Origin of the sequence: Arthrobacter sp. NPDC058130 (assembly GCF_042884475.1) — a bacterium.
In the GTDB taxonomy this organism is placed as follows: domain Bacteria; phylum Actinomycetota; class Actinomycetes; order Actinomycetales; family Micrococcaceae; genus Arthrobacter.
Genome location: NZ_JBHVTV010000002.1, coordinates 305811 through 322758 on the forward strand (window position 1 = coordinate 305811; position 16948 = coordinate 322758).

A 16948-nucleotide genomic window follows, 5' to 3' on the forward strand; every position below is an offset into this window, starting at 1 on the left:
GACTCATGACATTCCACACCCTCAACGAACTGATCGCTGATGGTGTCCGCGGGCGGTACGTTCTGGTCAGAAGTGACCTGAACGTGCCGCTCGACGGCTCTACAGTGACTGACGATGGCCGCATCAAGGCCTCCCTTCCAGTGCTGGCGAAGCTCACGGACGCCGGTGCCCGCGTGCTGGTCGCAGCACACCTGGGCCGCCCCAAGGGCGCCCCGGAGGAGAAGTACTCGCTCAAGCCCGCAGCCTCGCGGCTGGCCGAGCTTGCCGGGTTCAAGGTCTCCCTTGCCGGCGACATTGTCGGCGAATCGGCCAGGGAGCTGGCCTCCGCGCTTCAGGACGGCGAAGCGCTGATCCTGGAGAACGTCCGCTTCGACGCGCGGGAGACCTCCAAGGACGACGCCGAACGCGGCGCCTTCGCGGACGAGCTCGTCGCCCTCACCGGCGGCAACGGCGCGTTCGTCGATGATGCCTTCGGTGCCGTGCACCGCAAGCACGCCAGCGTGTACGACGTCGCCACCCGGCTGCCGTCCTACCAGGGCGACCTCGTCCGCACGGAGGTCGAGGTGCTGCGTAAGCTCACCACCGATACCCAGCGGCCCTACGTCGTGGTCCTCGGCGGCTCCAAGGTCTCCGACAAGCTCGCCGTCATCGACAACCTCATCGGCAAGGCGGACACGATCCTGGTGGGCGGCGGCATGCTGTTCACCTTCCTCGCCGCCGCGGGCCACAAGGTCGCGGGCAGCCTGCTCGAAGAGGACCAGATCCCGGTTGTCCAGGACTACCTGAAGCGGGCGGCGGACGCCGGGACCGCGTTCGTGGTGCCCACCGATGTTGTGGTGGCCAGCAAGTTCGCCGCCGACGCCGAGCACGAGACCGTCGCTGCCGACGCCATCGAATCCAGCAGCTTCGGGGCCAAGGGCATCGGACTGGACATCGGTCCGGATTCGGCCGCGGCCTTCGCGGAACACATCAAGGGCGCCAAGACGGTGTTCTGGAACGGGCCCATGGGCGTGTTCGAATTCGCGGCCTTCGCCGGCGGTACCCGGGCCATCGCCCAGGCGCTGACCGAGACTGACGCGTTCACGGTGGTGGGCGGCGGCGACTCCGCTGCGGCGGTCCGGACACTCGGCTTCGCCGATGACCAGTTCGGCCACATTTCCACCGGCGGCGGCGCCAGCCTGGAGTACCTTGAAGGCAAGGAACTCCCCGGCCTGAGCGTCCTCGACCGCTAAACCCTCCAGCCGGCAGGGCCCCTGTTCCCGGACGGGGCCCTGCCGGCTGTTCCACTGCTAAGACCTTTTTTGGAGACCACGTGACTACGTCAACCAACGGCAAATTCGACCGCAGGCCCTTCATCGCCGGCAACTGGAAGATGAACATGGACCACGTCCAGGCCATCACCCTCCTGCAGAAGCTGGCGTGGACCCTGTCCGACGCCAAGCACGACTACAGCCGGGTGGAGGTTGCTGTTTTCCCGCCGTTCACCGATCTCCGCGGCGTTCAGACCTTAGTCCAGGGCGATGAACTCAAGATTGTCTACGGTGGCCAGGATCTCTCCCCGGCCGACTCGGGCGCCTACACGGGCGACATCTCCGGGCAGTTCCTCGCCAAGCTCGGCTGCACGTACGTGCTGGTGGGCCACAGCGAACGCCGCACCATCCACAACGAGTCCGATGAGTTGGTGAACGCCAAGACCAAGGCCGCCTTCCGGCATGGCATCACCCCCGTCCTCTGCGTCGGCGAAGGCCTCGAGATCCGACAGGCCGGCACCCACGTGGCCCACACGCTCGTGCAGCTGCGCGCCGGCGTCGAAGGCCTCACCCCGGAGCAGGCTGCCGAGCTCGTCGTGGCCTACGAGCCCGTCTGGGCCATCGGCACCGGCGAGGTGGCAGGTCCGGACGACGCACAGGAAATGTGCGCAGCCATCCGCGCCGAACTGTCCACCCTCTTCGGAGCCGACGTCGCTGCCAAGACCCGCCTCCTTTACGGCGGCTCGGTCAAGGCGAACAACGCGGCCTCGATCCTGAAGGAGCGCGACGTGGACGGATTGCTGGTCGGCGGTGCCAGCCTGGACGCTGCCGAGTTTGCTAATATTGTCAGGTTCGAGAGTCACCTGTTGACGGATTAGTCCGGACACAGCCTGGCCCCCGTAATCCAATTCTTCTGAAAGGCCGTCGTGGACGTTCTTCATGTCATTCTGCAGGTCCTCCTGGGCATCACCAGCCTCCTGCTGACGTTGCTCATCCTGCTCCATAAGGGACGCGGAGGCGGCCTGTCCGACATGTTCGGCGGCGGCATGAGCTCGGGCCTGAGCTCCTCCGGCGTGGCCGAGCGGAACCTCAACCGGTTCACGATCATCCTGGGGATCACCTGGGGTGTCGTGATCATCGCCCTAGGCCTGCTCATGCGGTTCAGCACGGGCGCCGACTCCTAGTGCGCGCACCCGAAAACTTCATAAAGGGTCCTTAAGGCCCTCCCGGCATCGGGAACTCCCAACCTAGACTGGCGTCTTGCATACGTCCGCCAGCCAAGTAGCCAGGAGTTCCCGATGCTGCATTCTGCTTCCGGATTCAAGGGAATCCGTGTGGGCGCCACCGAAGGGGCAACTCCCCGCCATGAGCCACTGAACGGGGCTGGCGCACGCCAGCCCCGTATTCGTGTCTCGTTCCGGTGCGCCAAGGGCCATGAAACCACGCTCGTGTTCGCGCAACTGCCGGAGGAACAGATCCCGGGAGTCTGGGACTGCCGGCGGTGCGGCGGGACCGCAACCCGCGACGAAGCAAAGTTTGGCCTCGAGGAAGCGCCGATGGAGGGCTTCAAGACGCACCTGGAATACGTTAAAGAACGGCGCTCCAGCCAGGACGCCGAAGACGTGCTGGCTGGAGCGCTGGAACGGTTACGCTCCCGACGGTCCCTTCCGGACGAGCTGTTCCGGGACCCGTGAGGCCGCGTTCTCGTCAATCAGCCACAGGGTTTCCCGGCGGCCGCGGGGCCCTGCCGCGGGAACCTGCACGGGATTGGCGCCGGCCAGGGCCAATCCCACGGCCCCGGCTTTGTCGTCACCGGCCACCACCATCCACACCTCGGATGCGGTGTTGATCGCAGGCAACGTCAGCGAGACCCGGGCCGGCGGCGGCTTGGGGGAGTTCTGCACCCCCACGACAGTCAGTTCCTTCTCTCGGATACCGGCCTGCTCCGGGAAGAGCGACGCCACATGCGCGTCCGGCCCGACGCCGAGGAGCACGATGTCCAGGCGCGGGAGCTGCGCCGGGTGTTCCGGCCTGTCGTCGGACATGTCCGCGGCGTGCTCGGCGGCAGCAGCCTCGGCGAGGCGGCGCGCATAGTCCGCAGCAGCCTCATCCGGGCCCTCGAAGTCATCCGTGGAACCGGGCACGTGCACGCGCGCCGGATCAACACTGATGTGGGAGAGGAGAGCCTCATGCGCCTGGCGGGCGTTGCGCTCGGCGTCGTCCGCCGCCACAAAGCGCTCGTCACCCCACCAGAAGTTCACCTTGGACCAATCGACAGCCCGCGCGGCCGGTGATTCGGCCACGGCCTTGAGCGAACCGATGCCCATGGTGCCTCCGGTAAGCACCACCGTGGCCTCGCCGTGCCGGTCCTGGATATCCACGAGCTTGGTGATCAGGCGGGCTGCGATCGCAGCCATCAGGACGGTCGAGTCAGGATGGATGCTTACTCTCGGATCAGCGCTCACTGGGACGGACACTCCTTAGATTGGTACGTGGCAGTCCCATAGTAATCACTTCGCCGAAGACTTCGTCCGGATCCAGGCGGCGGAGCTCTTCTGCCAGGCAGTCTTTGAGGCTGCGACGGGGCAGGGAGATCCGCTGCGCGGGCTGGCCGGGCTGGGTCAGCTCCGCGATGGTCAGTCCCGGCCGGAAGAGCTGGATGTCGCCACCGGGCCGGGTCAGCCGGACACGCCGGATCCCGGTGCCGGCCGGGTCCGCCACGATCGTGACGGGGACGTCCAGTGCCAGGGTCAGCCAGGCCGCGAGCAGCACGGTGCTGGGGGAGTCCGAGGCGCCCTCGACGGCGACGGCCGTCACCGGCGAGTCGTCCACCTGGTCCAGTACCGCGGCCAGCTGGATGCGCCAGTTGGTCAGCCGGGTCCAGGCGAGGTCGGTGTCGCCGGCCTTGTACGTGCGGCGGATGTTCTCCAGCGCCGCGACCGGGTCCGTTTCGTTGGCCGAGTCGGTGATCCGGCGGTGCGCGATGCCGCCGATCGAGGTCTGGCATGCGTTCCGGGGGGCGCCGTGCGGCCACCACGCCACGATGGGCGCGTCCGGGAGCAGCAGCGCAGCTACGAGGGACTCGCTTTCCTCGGCGAGTTCGCCGTAGCCGCGCAGCAGGATGACCTCGGAGGCCCCGGCGTCGCCGCCGACCCGGATCTGGGCGTCCAGCCGGGTCGGAGCCGAGGCCCCGGCGTCGGCGAGGACGATGATCCGGCACGGGTGTTCCCGGCTGGCCTCGTTGGCGGCCTCGATGGCCTCCTCCTCGAGCCCGGAGCGGGTGACCACCACAAGGGTCAGCACCCGGCCCAGGGCGATCACGCCGCCCTGCTCGCGCAGGGCCATGATCTTCTTGGAAATCTTGGAGGTGGTGGTGTCGGGAAGATCTACGATCATGGCCTTCTCCAGGTTCGTCCGTCGCGGGCAAGGAGCTCGTGGGCTGAGGCGGGACCCCAGCTGCCGGGCCGGTAAGGCTCCGGCTGTTCGTCCAGGGATGCCCAGTAGTCCTCGAAGGGATCCAGGATCTTCCAGGACAGCTCGACTTCCTGGTGCCGGGGGAACAACGGCGGCTCTCCCAGGAGCACGTCCAGGATCAGGCGTTCGTAGGCTTCGGGGCTGGACTCTGTGAAGGAGTGGCCGTAGCCGAAGTCCATGGTGACGTCGCGGACCTCCATCTGGGTGCCCGGGACCTTGGACCCGAACCGGATCGTGGCGCCTTCATCGGGCTGGACCCGGATCACCACGGCGTTCTGGCCGAAGTCGTCCTCGCTGTGGTCGCGGAAGAGCAGGTTCGGCGCGCGCTTGAACACGACGGCGATCTCCGTCACCCGGCGGCCGAGCCGCTTTCCCGCGCGCAGGTAGAACGGCGCTCCCGACCAGCGCCGGGTGTTGATGTCCACCCGGATCGCGGCGAACGTCTCGGTCTTGGAATTGGCCGGGATGCCTTCTTCCTCCAGGTACCCGAGGACTTTCTCGCCGCCCTGCCAGCCGCCGGTGAACTGCCCGCGGGCGGAGTGGGTGGAGAGGTCATCGGGGAGCCGGACGGCGGCGAGGACCTTTTCCTTCTCGGCCCGCAGGTCGTCGGCGTTGAAGGAGATCGGCTCCTCCATGGCCGTCAGCGCCAGGAGCTGGAGCAGGTGGTTCTGGATGACGTCGCGGGCCGCGCCCACGCCGTCGTAGTAGCCTGCCCGGCCGCCGGTGCCGATGTCCTCGGCCATGGTGATCTGGACGTGGTCCACATAGTTGGCGTTCCAGAGCGGCTCGAAGAGCTGGTTCGCGAAGCGAAGCGCCAGGATGTTCTGCACCGTCTCCTTGCCCAGATAGTGGTCGATCCGGAAGACCGCGTCCGGCGGGAACACCGACTCGACGATGTCGTTCAGCTGCCGGGCCGATTCGAGGTCGTGCCCGAACGGCTTTTCAATAACGACGCGGCGCCAGTTGTCGCCCGATGCCTGGGCCAGGCCGTGCTTGGAGAGCTGGCGGCAGACCTGCTCGAACGCCTTCGGCGGAATCGAGAGGTAGAACGCGTGGTTGCCCCGCGTCCCGCGGTGCTCGTCGAGCTCATCGATCGTCTCGCCGAGCCGCTTGAACGCGTCGTCGTCGTCGAACTCGCCCTGCACGAAGCGGATGCCCTCGGAGAGCTGCTTCCAGACCGTCTCATCGAACGGCGTGCGCGCGTAGGCCTTGACCGATTTCAGGACCTCCGCGGCGAAGTCCTCGTTCTCCCACTGCCGGCGGGCAAAGCCAACCAAGGCAAAGCTCGGCGGCAACAGCCCGCGGTTGGCGAGGTCGTACACGGCCGGCATGAGCTTCTTGCGGGCGAGGTCACCGGTTACCCCAAACAGGACCAGCGACGACGGCCCGGCAATACGGTTTAGACGGCGGTCACGGGGATCCCGGAGCGGATTGCGCCTCCGGCCGGCCGTGTTCCTGCCGCCGTTGTTGGTTTCTGGCATGGTTGCGTAGGTGCCTTAGCTTTCAGTGGTGGATGCTGCCTGGCCGGCAAGGGACGTGACGAGCTCCTGGAGCTGCTTCACACCCGCAGGGCGGTCGGTCAGGTGCAGCCGGAGGACCGGGCGGCCGTGTTCGGACAGGACCTGGGCGTCGCCTGCAGCCTGCGCCGAGATCAGCTTGCCGAACGTAAAGGGCCGGTCCGGGATGGCGAGGTCCGTCGCGGAGGCGGCCGTGACCTGCAGGAAGACGCCGATTGCGGGGCCGCCCTTGTGGAACTGGCCGGTGGAGTGCAGGAACCGGGGACCCCAGCCGAACGTGACCGGGCGTCCGGTGACAGCAGCCAGTTCGTCACGGACACCTTCGAGGCTGGCGTAGGCGAGCCGGTCGAAATAAGCCTGGACGCTGAGGTAGCCCTCCGGGCCGAGTTCGGCGAGCAGGGCGTTGACGGCTTCTGCCGCGGTGGCCGCGTCTCCGAGCCACTCACCGCCACGGACCTCGATCGCGCCGTCGGTGAAGTTCGCCGGGGTAGGCTCGGGCTGTGCGTCCAGCAGGCCGCGTGCGGCAATTTTGGCTGCCTCGACGTCGGGCTGGTCGTACGGGTTGATGCCCAGCAGGCGGCCGGCGACGGCGGTGGCGAACTCCCACACCATCATCTGGGTGGCGAGGCCGCCGGCAATGGCGACCTCGTTCTCGCCGAGCTGCACGTCGGCGTCAGCCGCGACGAGCCGGACGACGAGGACGTCGGGAGCGCCAAGTGTCGCCTCCGGGGAGGCCGGGCCGGCGACGACGGGCAGCACGCCGGTGCCCAGCTTGCCGGTGGATTCCGCGATGAGCTGCTCGGCCCAGTCGGCGAAGCCCACGATCCCGGATCCGTCCTCGGCGATGACGATCTTGTTGCGCAGCGGGTTGGTGCCGCCCAGGGCCGTGCCGAGGGCGAGCCCGATGTTGTCTTCCGAGTCCTCATTCAGGATCTCGGCTGCCTCTTCCGCTTCATCGAGGAAACCCTGGATGTCCACTCCGGCCAGGCCGCAGGGGACCAGTCCGAAGGCGGTCAGGGCCGAAAAGCGGCCGCCGACGTTGGGATCGGCGTTGAAGACCGCACGGTAGCCGGCCTCCCTGGAGGCCTTGTCCAGCGGCGAGCCCGGGTCGGTGACGATGATGATGCGGCTCTTCGCGTCGATGCCGGCATCCGTGAATGCCTGCTCGAAGATCCGGCGCTGGGAGTCGGTCTCCACGGTGGAGCCGGACTTCGACGAAACGACAATGGCCGTTTCGGCAAGCCGGTCCGCCAAGGCGGCACTGACCTGTTCGGGGTCGGTGCTGTCCAGCACAGTCAGCTCGACGCCAGCGGTGCCCGCAATGACTTCAGGCGCCAGCGAGGACCCGCCCATGCCGCAGAGGACGATGCGCGTCACGCCGTCGGCCTTCAGCGAGTCGCGGAGTTCCAGGATGTCCCCGACCAGCGGCTGGGAGACGGTGGCCGCCTCGACCCAGCCCAGCCGGACAGCGGATTCCTGCTCTGCGTCCGGACCCCACAGGGTGTGGTCCTTCGCGAAGATCCGGGTGGCAATGCGGTCTTCCAACAGTGCCGGGAGGTGCTGCTCGTGTGCCTGGCGGGCTGCGCCGGTGGCGTCGTAGCTGAGTGTGCTCATGGTGGGTTAGGAAGCCTTCCGTGCAGAGGCCAGGGCGCCTTCGACGTCACCCAGCAGTTCCTTCCAGCTGGCCACGAACTTGTCCAGGCCTTCGGATTCGAGCAGTGCCACGACATCGTTGTAGGAAATCCCGAGAGCGTCGAGGGAGTTCAGCGTCGCGTTGGCGTCGTCGTAGCCGCGGGTGACGGTGTCGCCCGTGACGGTGCCGTGGTCGAACGTGGCGTCGAGGGTCTTCTCCGGCATGGTGTTGACCACGCCGGGGGCGACGAGCTCGGTGACGTAGAGGGTGTCCGGGTAGGCCGGGTCCTTCACGCCGGTGGAGGCCCACAGCGGGCGCTGCGGCAGGGCGCCGGCCTCGGCCAGGAGGGCCCAGCGCTCGGTGGAGAAGAGCTCTTCGTAGACCTGGTAGGCCAGGCGGGCGTTGGCCAGGCCGGCCTTGCCCTTGAGCGCATTGGCTTCCTCGGTGCCGATGGCGTTGAGGCGCTTGTCGATTTCGGCGTCGACTCGGGAGACGAAGAAGGACGCGACCGAGTGGATCTTAGAGAGGTCGTGGCCGTTGTCCTTGGCCTGCTCGAGACCGGACTGGAAGGCGTTGATGACGGCCCGGTAGCGTTCCAGTGAGAAGATCAGGGTCACGTTGACGCTGATGCCCTCGGCCAGGGTGGCCGTGATGGCCTCGAGGCCTTCTAGGGTTGCCGGGATCTTGATCAGGACGTTGTCCTTGTTGACCTTCTTGTACAGGTGCTTCGCCTCGGCGATGGTGCCGGCGGTGTCCCAGGCCAGACGGGGGTCCACCTCGATGGAGACGCGGCCGTCAACACCCTTGGTTGCTGCGGCGACGGGGGCGAACAGGTCGCAGGCGTCGGCGACGTCGGTGGTGGTGATTTCGAAGACGGTCTCTTCGACGGTGGCGCCGGCAGCGGCCTGGGCTGCGATGATGGCATCGTAGTCGTGGCCGGTGGTGATCGCGGCGTGGAAGATGGACGGGTTGGTGGTTACGCCAACCACGTTCTTCTCTTCGATGAGCTTGCGCAGGGTGCCGGTCTGCAGGCGGCCCCGGGAGAGGTCATCAAGCCAGATCGAGACGCCGGCGTCAGAGAGCTGCTGGGTGGGGGTAGTCATGTCATAACTCCTGGAAATCATGGGTTCCGGGGGACAGGGTCCCCCGGAACCGTGGTGGTGGATCAGTTGGTGAGACCGGCGAGGGAATCCTTCGCCGCGGCGGCGACTGCTTCTGCCGTGATGCCGAACTCCTTGAAGAGTCGCTTGTAGTCGGCGGACGCGCCGAAGTGCTCGAGGGAGATGGAACGGCCGGCGTCGCCGACGAATTCCTTCCAGCCCAGGGCCAGACCGGCTTCGACCGAGACGCGGGCCTTCACGGCTGCGGGGAGCACGGCCTCGCGGTAGGCGGCGTCCTGCTTGTTGAACCACTCCACGCAGGGCATGGAGACGACCCGGGTGGGGATGCCCTCTGCCTGCAGGGCCTCGCGGGCGCTGACGGCGAGCTGGACCTCGGAGCCGGTGCCGATCAGGATGACCTGCGCCTCGACGGTTTTTCCGTCCTTCGAAGCTTCGGCGAGGACGTAGCCGCCCTTTGCGACGCCGGCGGTGGAGCCGAACGTGTCACCGGTGGCCTCGGACGTGCCGCGGTCCCAGGTGGGGATGTTCTGACGGGTCAGGACAATCCCGGCGGGGTTTTCGTGGTTTTCCAGCATGGCCTTCCAGGCTGCGGCGACCTCGTTCGCGTCGCCGGGGCGGACAACGTCCAGGCCCGGGATGGCGCGCAGGGACGCGAGCTGCTCGACGGGCTGGTGGGTGGGGCCGTCCTCGCCCAGGCCGATCGAGTCGTGCGTCCAGACATACAGGGAGGGCACGCCCATCAGGGCGCCGAGCCGGATCGCCGGGCGCTGGTAGTCGGAGAAGATCAGGAACGTGCCGGAGAACGCCCGGGTCCGCCCGTGCAGGGAGATGCCGTTCACGATCGACGCCGCGGCGTGCTCACGGATGCCGAAGTGCAGGACCCGGCCGTAGGGGTTGCCCTTCCAGGCCCCGGTGGAGCGGGAGGCCGGGATGAACGACGGCGAACCCTCGATCGTGGTGTTGTTCGACTCGGCGAGGTCCGCGGAGCCGCCCCAGAGTTCGGGCATGACCGGGCCGATCGCGTTCAGGACCTTGCCGGACGCGGCCCGGGTGGAGACATCCTTGCCGGCCTCGAAGACCGGGAGGGCGTCCTCGAACTCGCCCGGGAGCTTCTTCGCCTCGACGCGCTCCAGCAGCGCCGCGGCCTCCGGGTTGGCTGCCTGCCATGCCTCGAACGAGGCCTGCCATTCGGTGCGGGCGGCAGCGCCGCGCTCCTGCACGGCCCGGGCGTGGGCCAGGACGTCCTCGTCCACCTGGAACGCGCGTTCCGGATCGAAGCCCAGGACCTTCTTCAGGGCCGCGACTTCCTCAGAGCCCAGGGCGGAGCCGTGGATCTTGCCGGTGTTCTGCTTCTTGGGCGCCGGGTAGCCGATGATGGTCCGCAGCGAAATGATGGACGGCTTGCCCGTTTCGGCCTTCGCGGCGAGCAGCGCGGCGTGCAGTTCCTGCACGTCTTCCTTGTATTCGCCGGTCCGGGTCCAGTCGACACGCTGGGTGTGCCAGCCGTAGGCCTCGTAGCGGGCCAGGACGTCTTCGGTGAACGCTACATCGGTGTCGTCCTCGATCGAGATGTGGTTCTCGTCGTAGATCACCACGAGGTTGCCCAGCTCCTGGTGCCCGGCAAGCGAGGACGCCTCGGAAGTCACGCCTTCCTGCAGGTCGCCGTCGGAGGCGATGACCCAGATGGTGTGGTCGAACGGGCTCGTGCCGGCGGGGGCGTCGGCGTCGAACAGGCCGCGCTGGCGGCGCTGGGAATACGCGAAGCCGACGGCGGAAGCCAGGCCCTGGCCCAGCGGGCCGGTGGTGATTTCCACACCCTTGGTGTGCTTGTATTCCGGGTGGCCCGGGGTCAGCGAGCCCCAGGTCCGCAGCGCCTCGAGGTCCTTCAGCTCCAGCCCGTAACCGGACAGGAACAGCTGGATGTACAGGGTCAGGGACGTGTGTCCCGGTGACAGGATGAACCGGTCCCGGCCCAGCCAGTCCGGGTTCGCCGGGTCATGGCGCATCAGCTTCTGGAACAGCAAATACGCGGCCGGAGCCAGGCTCATCGCCGTTCCCGGGTGGCCGTTGCCGACCTTTTCCACCGCATCCGCGGCCAGCACCCGGACCGTGTCTACCGCACGCTGGTCCAAGTCAGTCCATGACAGTTCTTGCTCTTCCAAATGTGGCACGAAAACCGGGCCCCTCTCTGTGCTGACGGCCGGCGGTACGCTCTGTTTTCCGCCCCGGGCACAGTTCGGTGCCCGCTGCGGTTCGTACCAGCCGTTCACCATCGAAACGTTGATCTATCATTCAGACGCAGATGCAGAGCCGCCTGTTCCGGCAATTGCCTGTACGCGTGCCCGTGTGCGCTGATCTAAGGACAGCCTAGTCCCATTCCACTTGGTGGTCAGCGTATATCTCACCAATTGGACCTGATTTCGCTTATATGAATCACCTCCCGCGGCCGCAGCCGTGAGCAGGCGTTAACACGCCGGAATCATCGGGTGTTTTGGGCGGCCGTGGCGCCCGGAGCTCCACGGTATGATGGGTGGTGGCCTTCGACTGGGGCAAAGACACGGGCGCGCGCTGAACGCCGGGCCCGATCTGCAGCCAAGCGCGTTGCGAAATCCACCCGGGTCTGCCCAGCCAGAACAGCACAGCCAGACAGAACTGCACAGCCAGACAGAACAGAGTGACTGCCACCGTGAGCACAACTAATACGCCGCTGAACGCCTCCCCGGCCTCGGGAAGGATGGGCTTCGGCCGCAAAGCCAAGGCCTACCTGGCGCTCACGAAACCCCGTGTCATTGAGCTCCTGCTCGTCAGCACGCTGCCAACCATGATCTACGCCGAACGCGGGTTCCCGTCGATCGGCCTGATCCTGGCCACGCTCGTGGGCGGGGCATTCGCGGCAGGCTCCGCGGGCGCGTTCAACTGTTACATCGACCGAGACATCGACAAGCTCATGCACCGCACGGAGAACCGGCCCCTGGTCACCGGTGAGGTTACGCCCCGCGAAGCGCTGGTCTTCTCTTGGCTGCTGGGCGCGGCGGCGATTGCCATCCTCTGGTTCGGGGCCAATCCGCTCGCCGCGTGGCTGGGGCTCGGCGCCATCGTCTTCTACGTGGTCATCTACACCATGATCCTCAAGCGGCGCACAGCCCAGAACATTGTCTGGGGCGGTGCCGCCGGATGCTTCCCGGTCCTGATCGCCTGGGCCGCTGTCACCGACACCGTTGAGTGGCCCGCCGTCGTGCTGTTCATGGTGATATTCCTCTGGACGCCCCCGCACTACTGGCCGCTGTCAATGCGCTACGGCGAGGACTACCGCAAAGCCAACGTGCCGATGCTGGGCGCAATCGCCGGGGCAAAGGTGGTCTCGGTGCAGGTGGTCCTCTACGCCTGGGCCATGGTGGCGTGTTCGCTGCTGATGATCCCGGCCGGCGGCGCGGGCTGGGTCTACACGGTGACCGCCGCCGGCGCCGGGGCCTGGTTCCTGTACGAGTCACACGCCCTGTACAACCGGGCCCAGGCCGGCGACCTCTCCAACAAGGGCGCCATGAAGGTCTTCCACGGCTCCATCAGCTACCTGACGCTGCTCTTCATTGCCCTTGCGGTGGACCCGTTCGTCGGCTCCGCCATCATGGGCGGCTGAGGCTTCCCCACGTTTTGACGGACGCTCCCTCACCACTGGTAAGGGAGCGTTCGCCGTATTGCCGGGGGATATCCTGACACATTGACCAACCAAGGCGACCACAGGAGAGCCAGTGATCAACCGAAGCGATGTCCTCCAGGCAGAGAGCCGCATCAGCGGCTACGTGCGCCGCACGCCTTTGCTCCGCGGGGGGACCGCTGCGGCTCCTCTGTGGTTCAAATGCGAGTTCCTGCAGCACACCGGCGTTTTCAAGGCCCGGGGCGCGTTCAACCGCCAACTAGCCGCCCGGGAGCGCGGTGAACTGGACCCCGGCGTCGGGGTGGTGGCGGCCTCCGGCGGCAATGCCGGCCTGGCCAACGCCTATGCCGCCGCGGCACTCGGCGTTCCGGCCACGGTGTTCGTCCCGGAGACCGCGCCGCGCGTGAAGGTTGAGCGCCTGCGCGGGTACAACGCAACTGTCCGGCAGATCGGCGCGGAGTACGCGGAGGCTTTCGCGGCCGCCATGGAATATGTGGCCGAAAGCGGCGCCCTGTTCTGCCATGCGTACGACCAACTGGAGATCGCAGCCGGCGCGGGCACCATGGCCGAGGAGATTCTGCAGGACGAGCCCGGCATCGATACGATCGTTGTCGCCGTGGGCGGCGGCGGGCTCTACGCGGGCGTTGCTGCGGCGGCAGAGGGCCGGGCACGCGTCGTCGCGGTTGAACCCTTCAACATCCCCACGCTGCACGCGGCACTGGCGGCCGGCCACCCGGTGGATGTCGCCGTTTCCGGAGTCGCCGTGGATTCCCTGGGCGCCCGGCGGGTGGGCGAGATCGCTTTCGACATCGCGACCCGTGTCCCTCCGACGTCCGTGCTGGTGGACGATGCAGCCATCGTCGCCGCCCGGTCACAGTTGTGGAGCGACTACCGGATCCCGGCCGAATACGGCGCGGCGGCGGCACTCGCTGCCCTCACCTCGGGGGCGTACACGCCCGCCGAAGGGGAACGCGTGGCCGTGATCGTCTGCGGAGGGAATACCGATGTTTGCACACTGGAGCGCCCTCCCGACGACACCACAGGTCAGCATGCCTAGGCTGCGGGTGATTCCCGGCCAGGGGTAGGTGGGGCTTCCGGGGAACGCACCGTCGCCACGGCCCGCTGACGGGCCGGCTGGGATGTGTCCGGGTGGTGCGTGTCGAAGCGCGCCCGCGCCACGCGTCCCAGCCTTTCGACGGTGTGCCAGCTGACGACGGCGATGAGCAGGGTCAGCAGGATTGCCGAAACCGCAATCAGCGGCGGGAGATCCGCCGTCGAACCGCCGTTGAGCCAGAGAATGACGACGTAGTTCCAGAGGTACGCGGCGTACGAAATGGTTCCCAGCATTTGCAGCGGCCGCGTCCACTTCGTCATCGCTGATGTGCGGGAGGCCGCCAGTGCCACCATGACGGCCGCGGCAGCCATGGCGAGCGGGCCGCCAAGGACGATGAAGACCGGGCTTTCATTGGCCTTAGGGAAGAAGATCATCGACGTGAGGACGGCGACGGAACCGAGCAGGGCCGCACGCCGAAGCCGGCGGCCGGTGAACCAGCTGAACACGTGGACCCTGTACAGCCGCAGGGCCGAGCCGACGATCAGCCCCAGGCCCCACGTTGTGGGCAGCGCGTAAACCAGTGAGTGGAGCTGCGGGGCCAGGGTCACCATCGCCAGCACACTGGCGGCCATGAGGAACAGGGCGACGGCGGCAGAGACGCCAATCAGCCGGCCCTGGCGGCAGCGCCTCAGGGCGAGCACGAGCAGCGCAGGCCAGATCAGGTAAAACTGCTCCTCCACGGCCAGCGTCCAGAGCGGCCCGATCGCCATGCTGACATCGAACGGCAGCGGCAGGTCTTTGAGATAGCCAAGGCCGGCCAGCACGGTATACCCGACGATCCCCTTGGACCTGTCGCCGAGGACGTCGGTGGCCAGTTCCACAATCGCGTACACGCCGAGGAGGGAGATCAGGGCCGGCACCAGCCGGAACGCCCGGTGCGCGTAGAAACGGCCGTAACGGATCTTCCGGTGGCGCTCGATGTCCCGGAGCAGCACGTTGGTGATCAGGTAACCGCTCAAAACGAAGAAGGCAATGACGCCAATAATACCGGCGCCCTGAAAAATCCCGGGCCAGGAATGTCCCAGCAGGACGGCACCAACGGCAGCACCGCGAAGAACGTCCAGGCCGTCCAGCCGTGGGCGCACTGTAGTGTTTTGGGCCGCCGTGGCGGACCTTTCGCCGACTAGTAACGCCACATATCCTCCGGTGCCTTTATGGGGCCGGTTCCGATTCCAGCTGAATCAAGGCAAAACCGAGCCGTCCTCTTTCTCTTAATTTGATTGCGGCGTCCGTCCCGCGCCGTGTTCCAGTATTCCCGACTTGGCTGGACGCAACCTGACTCCGGTTCTGCGCACGCCCTGCGATGAGGCCCCGGACGGCCGGGAATAGGGCCGCCGGTCTCAGCCCACAGGCCTGCAGGCCCACGGGTTACGCCCACGGGTTACAGGGTCCAGTATTCCGAAAGCCTTCCTGTCTGGACAAGTGACTGACGGGTAACCTGCGCCGGAATGTGGGCGAAGTCTCGCCTCCGGGCCGTCATTGTTGAACGGAATTCAGCGTCGCAGCCCTTTTCCTTCGCCCGCCGGCAGCCGTGTGATCAGAGGTTGTGGGCCAGCAGTTCGAGCCCGATCACCAGCAGGCTCAGGACAACTTCGGCGAACATGATGGCGGCCTTGTGATGGAGCGGTATCTCCAGGCGCCGGATCGCGAGGAAGCCGACGACGGCCAGGGAGACAACCAGAACCACCACCGCCCACCCAAGGGCAACCGCCGTCGACCACACCCCGAGGCCGGCCGCCGCCAGCAGAATCAGCGGAGTCACGAGCACGCCGAGCCCGTCCGCGCTGACCGCGATCATGTGGTGCAGTTCCTCACCGGTGGGGAGCTTCGAATGGACGGTCAGGTGGCTTAGGAGATCGGCGACGAAAATTCCCAGCAGGGAACCGATTACCACGATGCTGAGGGTGGCCGCCGCGGCTGCGGGGGTGGTCTCGTCCGCGTGGCTCCGAAGTGCCAGCACCACAGCCAGGCTCGTGAAGATGATGTAGACGCGCTCTTTGAGGCTCGCCGCGCGTTGGCGGGCCGAGGGCGAAGGGGGCACGGTCGGTTCTGTCGCTTGCATCTGAGAAGGCCTTCCGGTCAGCATCACGGGAGCGAACGGGAAGGCCCACTGCCGCAACGGTCCATGTCCATGCCATCTCATAGTCCACCCGGAAATCCTGTCAGGGCCAGCCCCGGGCAGTGAACCAAGTACCGGTCCGCGTTGCTTCCCGGCGGGAGGTGCTGCGGCGTTTATTCCACCGGGCTGTAGCGGGCCAGGTCCGCGGCGTTGGTGGCCGCGCTCATCAGCAGGGCCGCCGCCAGCATGTGCGCGCCGACCAGCAGCGCCGGGATGCCGTTGTAGTACTGGGTGAAGCCGATGACGGCCTGCAGCACCGTGACGCCCAGCAGCATGAACACCGCGGACCGGAACGGCCCCGGGATCCGCCCGCGGACCACCAGGAACAGCCCGAACAGCGCTCCGGCGGTCACCAGGTAGGCGGGCACGGCGTGGATGTGCGCGAAAAGGTCCCAGTCGAGATTGTTGCGCGGGGCATCGGCGTCGCCGGCGTGCGGGCCGGCTCCGGTCACCACCACGCCGAGGCAGACCGCCACGGCAGAGAAGAACGCGACGGCGGTCATCACCGGGCGCGCGGCGCCCGGCAGCGCGGGCAGCTGCACGGTCCTGGCCTTGCCGGTGCGGCCGTAGGCCCGGTTCACCAGGAGGGTCGCGAGGACCACGAGGGCCATGGACACAAGGAAGTGCAGGCCCACAACCCACGGGTTCAGCTGGGTCAGTACGGTGATGCCGCCGATCACGGCCTGCGCCGGGATGCTGGCGAGCAGGCCGAGGGCGAGCAGGAACAGATCGCGGCGTTCCTTGCGGAGGTTCCAGAGGTACACGAGCATCATCACGGCAATGGCGGCCAGCGCGAATGTCAGGAGCCGGTTGCCGAATTCGATGATGCCGTGGAACCCCATTTCCGGCGTGGTCGCGAGGGACGCCTCGGTGCAGCGCGGCCAGGTGGGGCAGCCCAGGCCCGAGGCGGTCAGCCGGACGGCGCCGCCGGTCACCACCAGGACGATCTGCCCGATGAGTGACAACACGGCCAGCCGCCTGATCGTGTTGTCGACCCTGGTGGGAAGCCGGGAGGTGAACCCGGAGACGATCCGGGGGGTGCGTGACGCCGTGCTCACAGATTTC

15 protein-coding genes are annotated in these 16948 nt (G+C 67.2%); 6 read left to right on the forward strand and 9 right to left on the reverse strand.

Going from position 1 to position 16948, the window contains the following annotated elements; all coding sequences use genetic code 11:
• Positions 1-5: 5 nt before the first annotated feature.
• From ACFVTM_RS05515 to ACFVTM_RS05530, 4 genes are all read left to right on the forward strand, one after another.
• Positions 6-1232 carry a phosphoglycerate kinase gene (locus ACFVTM_RS05515; RefSeq protein WP_390202378.1) on the forward strand — a complete coding sequence of 409 codons (1227 nt, stop codon included), beginning with the start codon at positions 6-8 and terminating at the stop codon, positions 1230-1232.
• A gap of 80 nt (positions 1233-1312) precedes the next feature.
• On the forward strand, positions 1313-2128 hold the full coding sequence (gene tpiA, locus ACFVTM_RS05520; RefSeq protein ID WP_390202379.1) for a triose-phosphate isomerase: 816 nt from the start codon (positions 1313-1315) through the stop codon (positions 2126-2128).
• A gap of 48 nt (positions 2129-2176) precedes the next feature.
• Positions 2177-2434, forward strand: a complete 258-nt coding sequence (gene secG / locus ACFVTM_RS05525) for a preprotein translocase subunit SecG (RefSeq protein WP_090956085.1) — start codon at positions 2177-2179, stop codon at positions 2432-2434.
• A gap of 114 nt (positions 2435-2548) precedes the next feature.
• The gene (locus ACFVTM_RS05530) at positions 2549-2944 is read left to right on the forward strand and encodes an RNA polymerase-binding protein RbpA (protein ID WP_390202380.1); all 396 of its coding nucleotides are present in this window, start codon (positions 2549-2551) and stop codon (positions 2942-2944) included.
• Here ACFVTM_RS05530 and pgl read toward each other — a convergent pair.
• The 6 genes from pgl to tkt all read right to left on the reverse strand — a co-directional run bounded on the left by pgl (position 2897) and on the right by tkt (position 11157).
• Positions 2897-3715, reverse strand: a complete 819-nt coding sequence (gene pgl, locus ACFVTM_RS05535; protein WP_390202381.1) for a 6-phosphogluconolactonase — start codon at positions 3713-3715, stop codon at positions 2897-2899. The two genes, ACFVTM_RS05530 and pgl, sit on opposite strands and share 48 nt — an antisense overlap.
• Positions 3705-4646 carry a glucose-6-phosphate dehydrogenase assembly protein OpcA gene (locus tag ACFVTM_RS05540; RefSeq protein WP_277523710.1) on the reverse strand — a complete coding sequence of 314 codons (942 nt, stop codon included), beginning with the start codon at positions 4644-4646 and terminating at the stop codon, positions 3705-3707. The genes pgl and ACFVTM_RS05540 overlap by 11 nt, the downstream gene beginning before the upstream one ends.
• Positions 4643-6205, reverse strand: a complete 1563-nt coding sequence (gene zwf / locus ACFVTM_RS05545; RefSeq protein ID WP_390202382.1) for a glucose-6-phosphate dehydrogenase — start codon at positions 6203-6205, stop codon at positions 4643-4645. The genes ACFVTM_RS05540 and zwf overlap by 4 nt, the downstream gene beginning before the upstream one ends.
• A 15-nt stretch (positions 6206-6220) precedes the next feature.
• Complete coding sequence (locus ACFVTM_RS05550; RefSeq protein ID WP_390202383.1) at positions 6221-7855, reverse strand: glucose-6-phosphate isomerase; 1635 nt, start codon at positions 7853-7855, stop codon at positions 6221-6223.
• Positions 7856-7861: 6 nt separating this feature from the next.
• Positions 7862-8977: a transaldolase gene (gene tal, locus ACFVTM_RS05555; protein WP_390202384.1), complete on the reverse strand. Its 1116-nt coding sequence runs from the start codon at positions 8975-8977 to the stop codon at positions 7862-7864.
• Positions 8978-9039: 62 nt separating this feature from the next.
• On the reverse strand, positions 9040-11157 hold the full coding sequence (gene tkt / locus ACFVTM_RS05560) for a transketolase (protein ID WP_390202809.1): 2118 nt from the start codon (positions 11155-11157) through the stop codon (positions 9040-9042).
• 512 nt (positions 11158-11669) lie between these two features.
• Here tkt and ACFVTM_RS05565 point away from each other — a divergent pair.
• The gene (locus ACFVTM_RS05565) at positions 11670-12632 is read left to right on the forward strand and encodes a heme o synthase (RefSeq protein ID WP_390202385.1); all 963 of its coding nucleotides are present in this window, start codon (positions 11670-11672) and stop codon (positions 12630-12632) included.
• A gap of 112 nt (positions 12633-12744) precedes the next feature.
• Complete coding sequence (locus ACFVTM_RS05570) at positions 12745-13707, forward strand: threonine/serine dehydratase (RefSeq protein ID WP_390202386.1); 963 nt, start codon at positions 12745-12747, stop codon at positions 13705-13707.
• Here the strand turns inward: ACFVTM_RS05570 and ACFVTM_RS05575 are convergent.
• The 3 genes from ACFVTM_RS05575 to ACFVTM_RS05585 form a co-directional block, all read right to left on the reverse strand.
• Positions 13704-14849, reverse strand: coding sequence for an acyltransferase family protein (locus ACFVTM_RS05575; RefSeq protein ID WP_390202387.1), 1146 nt, complete (start codon positions 14847-14849; stop codon positions 13704-13706). The genes ACFVTM_RS05570 and ACFVTM_RS05575 overlap by 4 nt on opposite strands.
• 452 nt (positions 14850-15301) lie before the next feature.
• Positions 15302-15805, reverse strand: coding sequence for a hypothetical protein (locus tag ACFVTM_RS05580; RefSeq protein ID WP_390202388.1), 504 nt, complete (start codon positions 15803-15805; stop codon positions 15302-15304).
• Between the two features lie 191 nt (positions 15806-15996).
• On the reverse strand, positions 15997-16941 hold the full coding sequence (locus ACFVTM_RS05585; RefSeq protein ID WP_390202389.1) for a heme A synthase: 945 nt from the start codon (positions 16939-16941) through the stop codon (positions 15997-15999).
• Positions 16942-16948: the final 7 nt, after the last annotated feature.

Coding starts and splice junctions, on each gene's coding strand:
- ACFVTM_RS05540 (WP_277523710.1), bottom strand. CDS start 4,646: ATGATCGTAGATCTTCCCGACACCACCACCTCCAAGATTTCCAAGAAG.
- ACFVTM_RS05515 (WP_390202378.1), top strand. CDS start 6: ATGACATTCCACACCCTCAACGAACTGATCGCTGATGGTGTCCGCGGG.
- tal (WP_390202384.1), bottom strand. CDS start 8,977: ATGACTACCCCCACCCAGCAGCTCTCTGACGCCGGCGTCTCGATCTGG.
- ACFVTM_RS05530 (WP_390202380.1), top strand. CDS start 2,549: ATGCTGCATTCTGCTTCCGGATTCAAGGGAATCCGTGTGGGCGCCACC.
- zwf (WP_390202382.1), bottom strand. CDS start 6,205: ATGCCAGAAACCAACAACGGCGGCAGGAACACGGCCGGCCGGAGGCGC.
- ACFVTM_RS05550 (WP_390202383.1), bottom strand. CDS start 7,855: ATGAGCACACTCAGCTACGACGCCACCGGCGCAGCCCGCCAGGCACAC.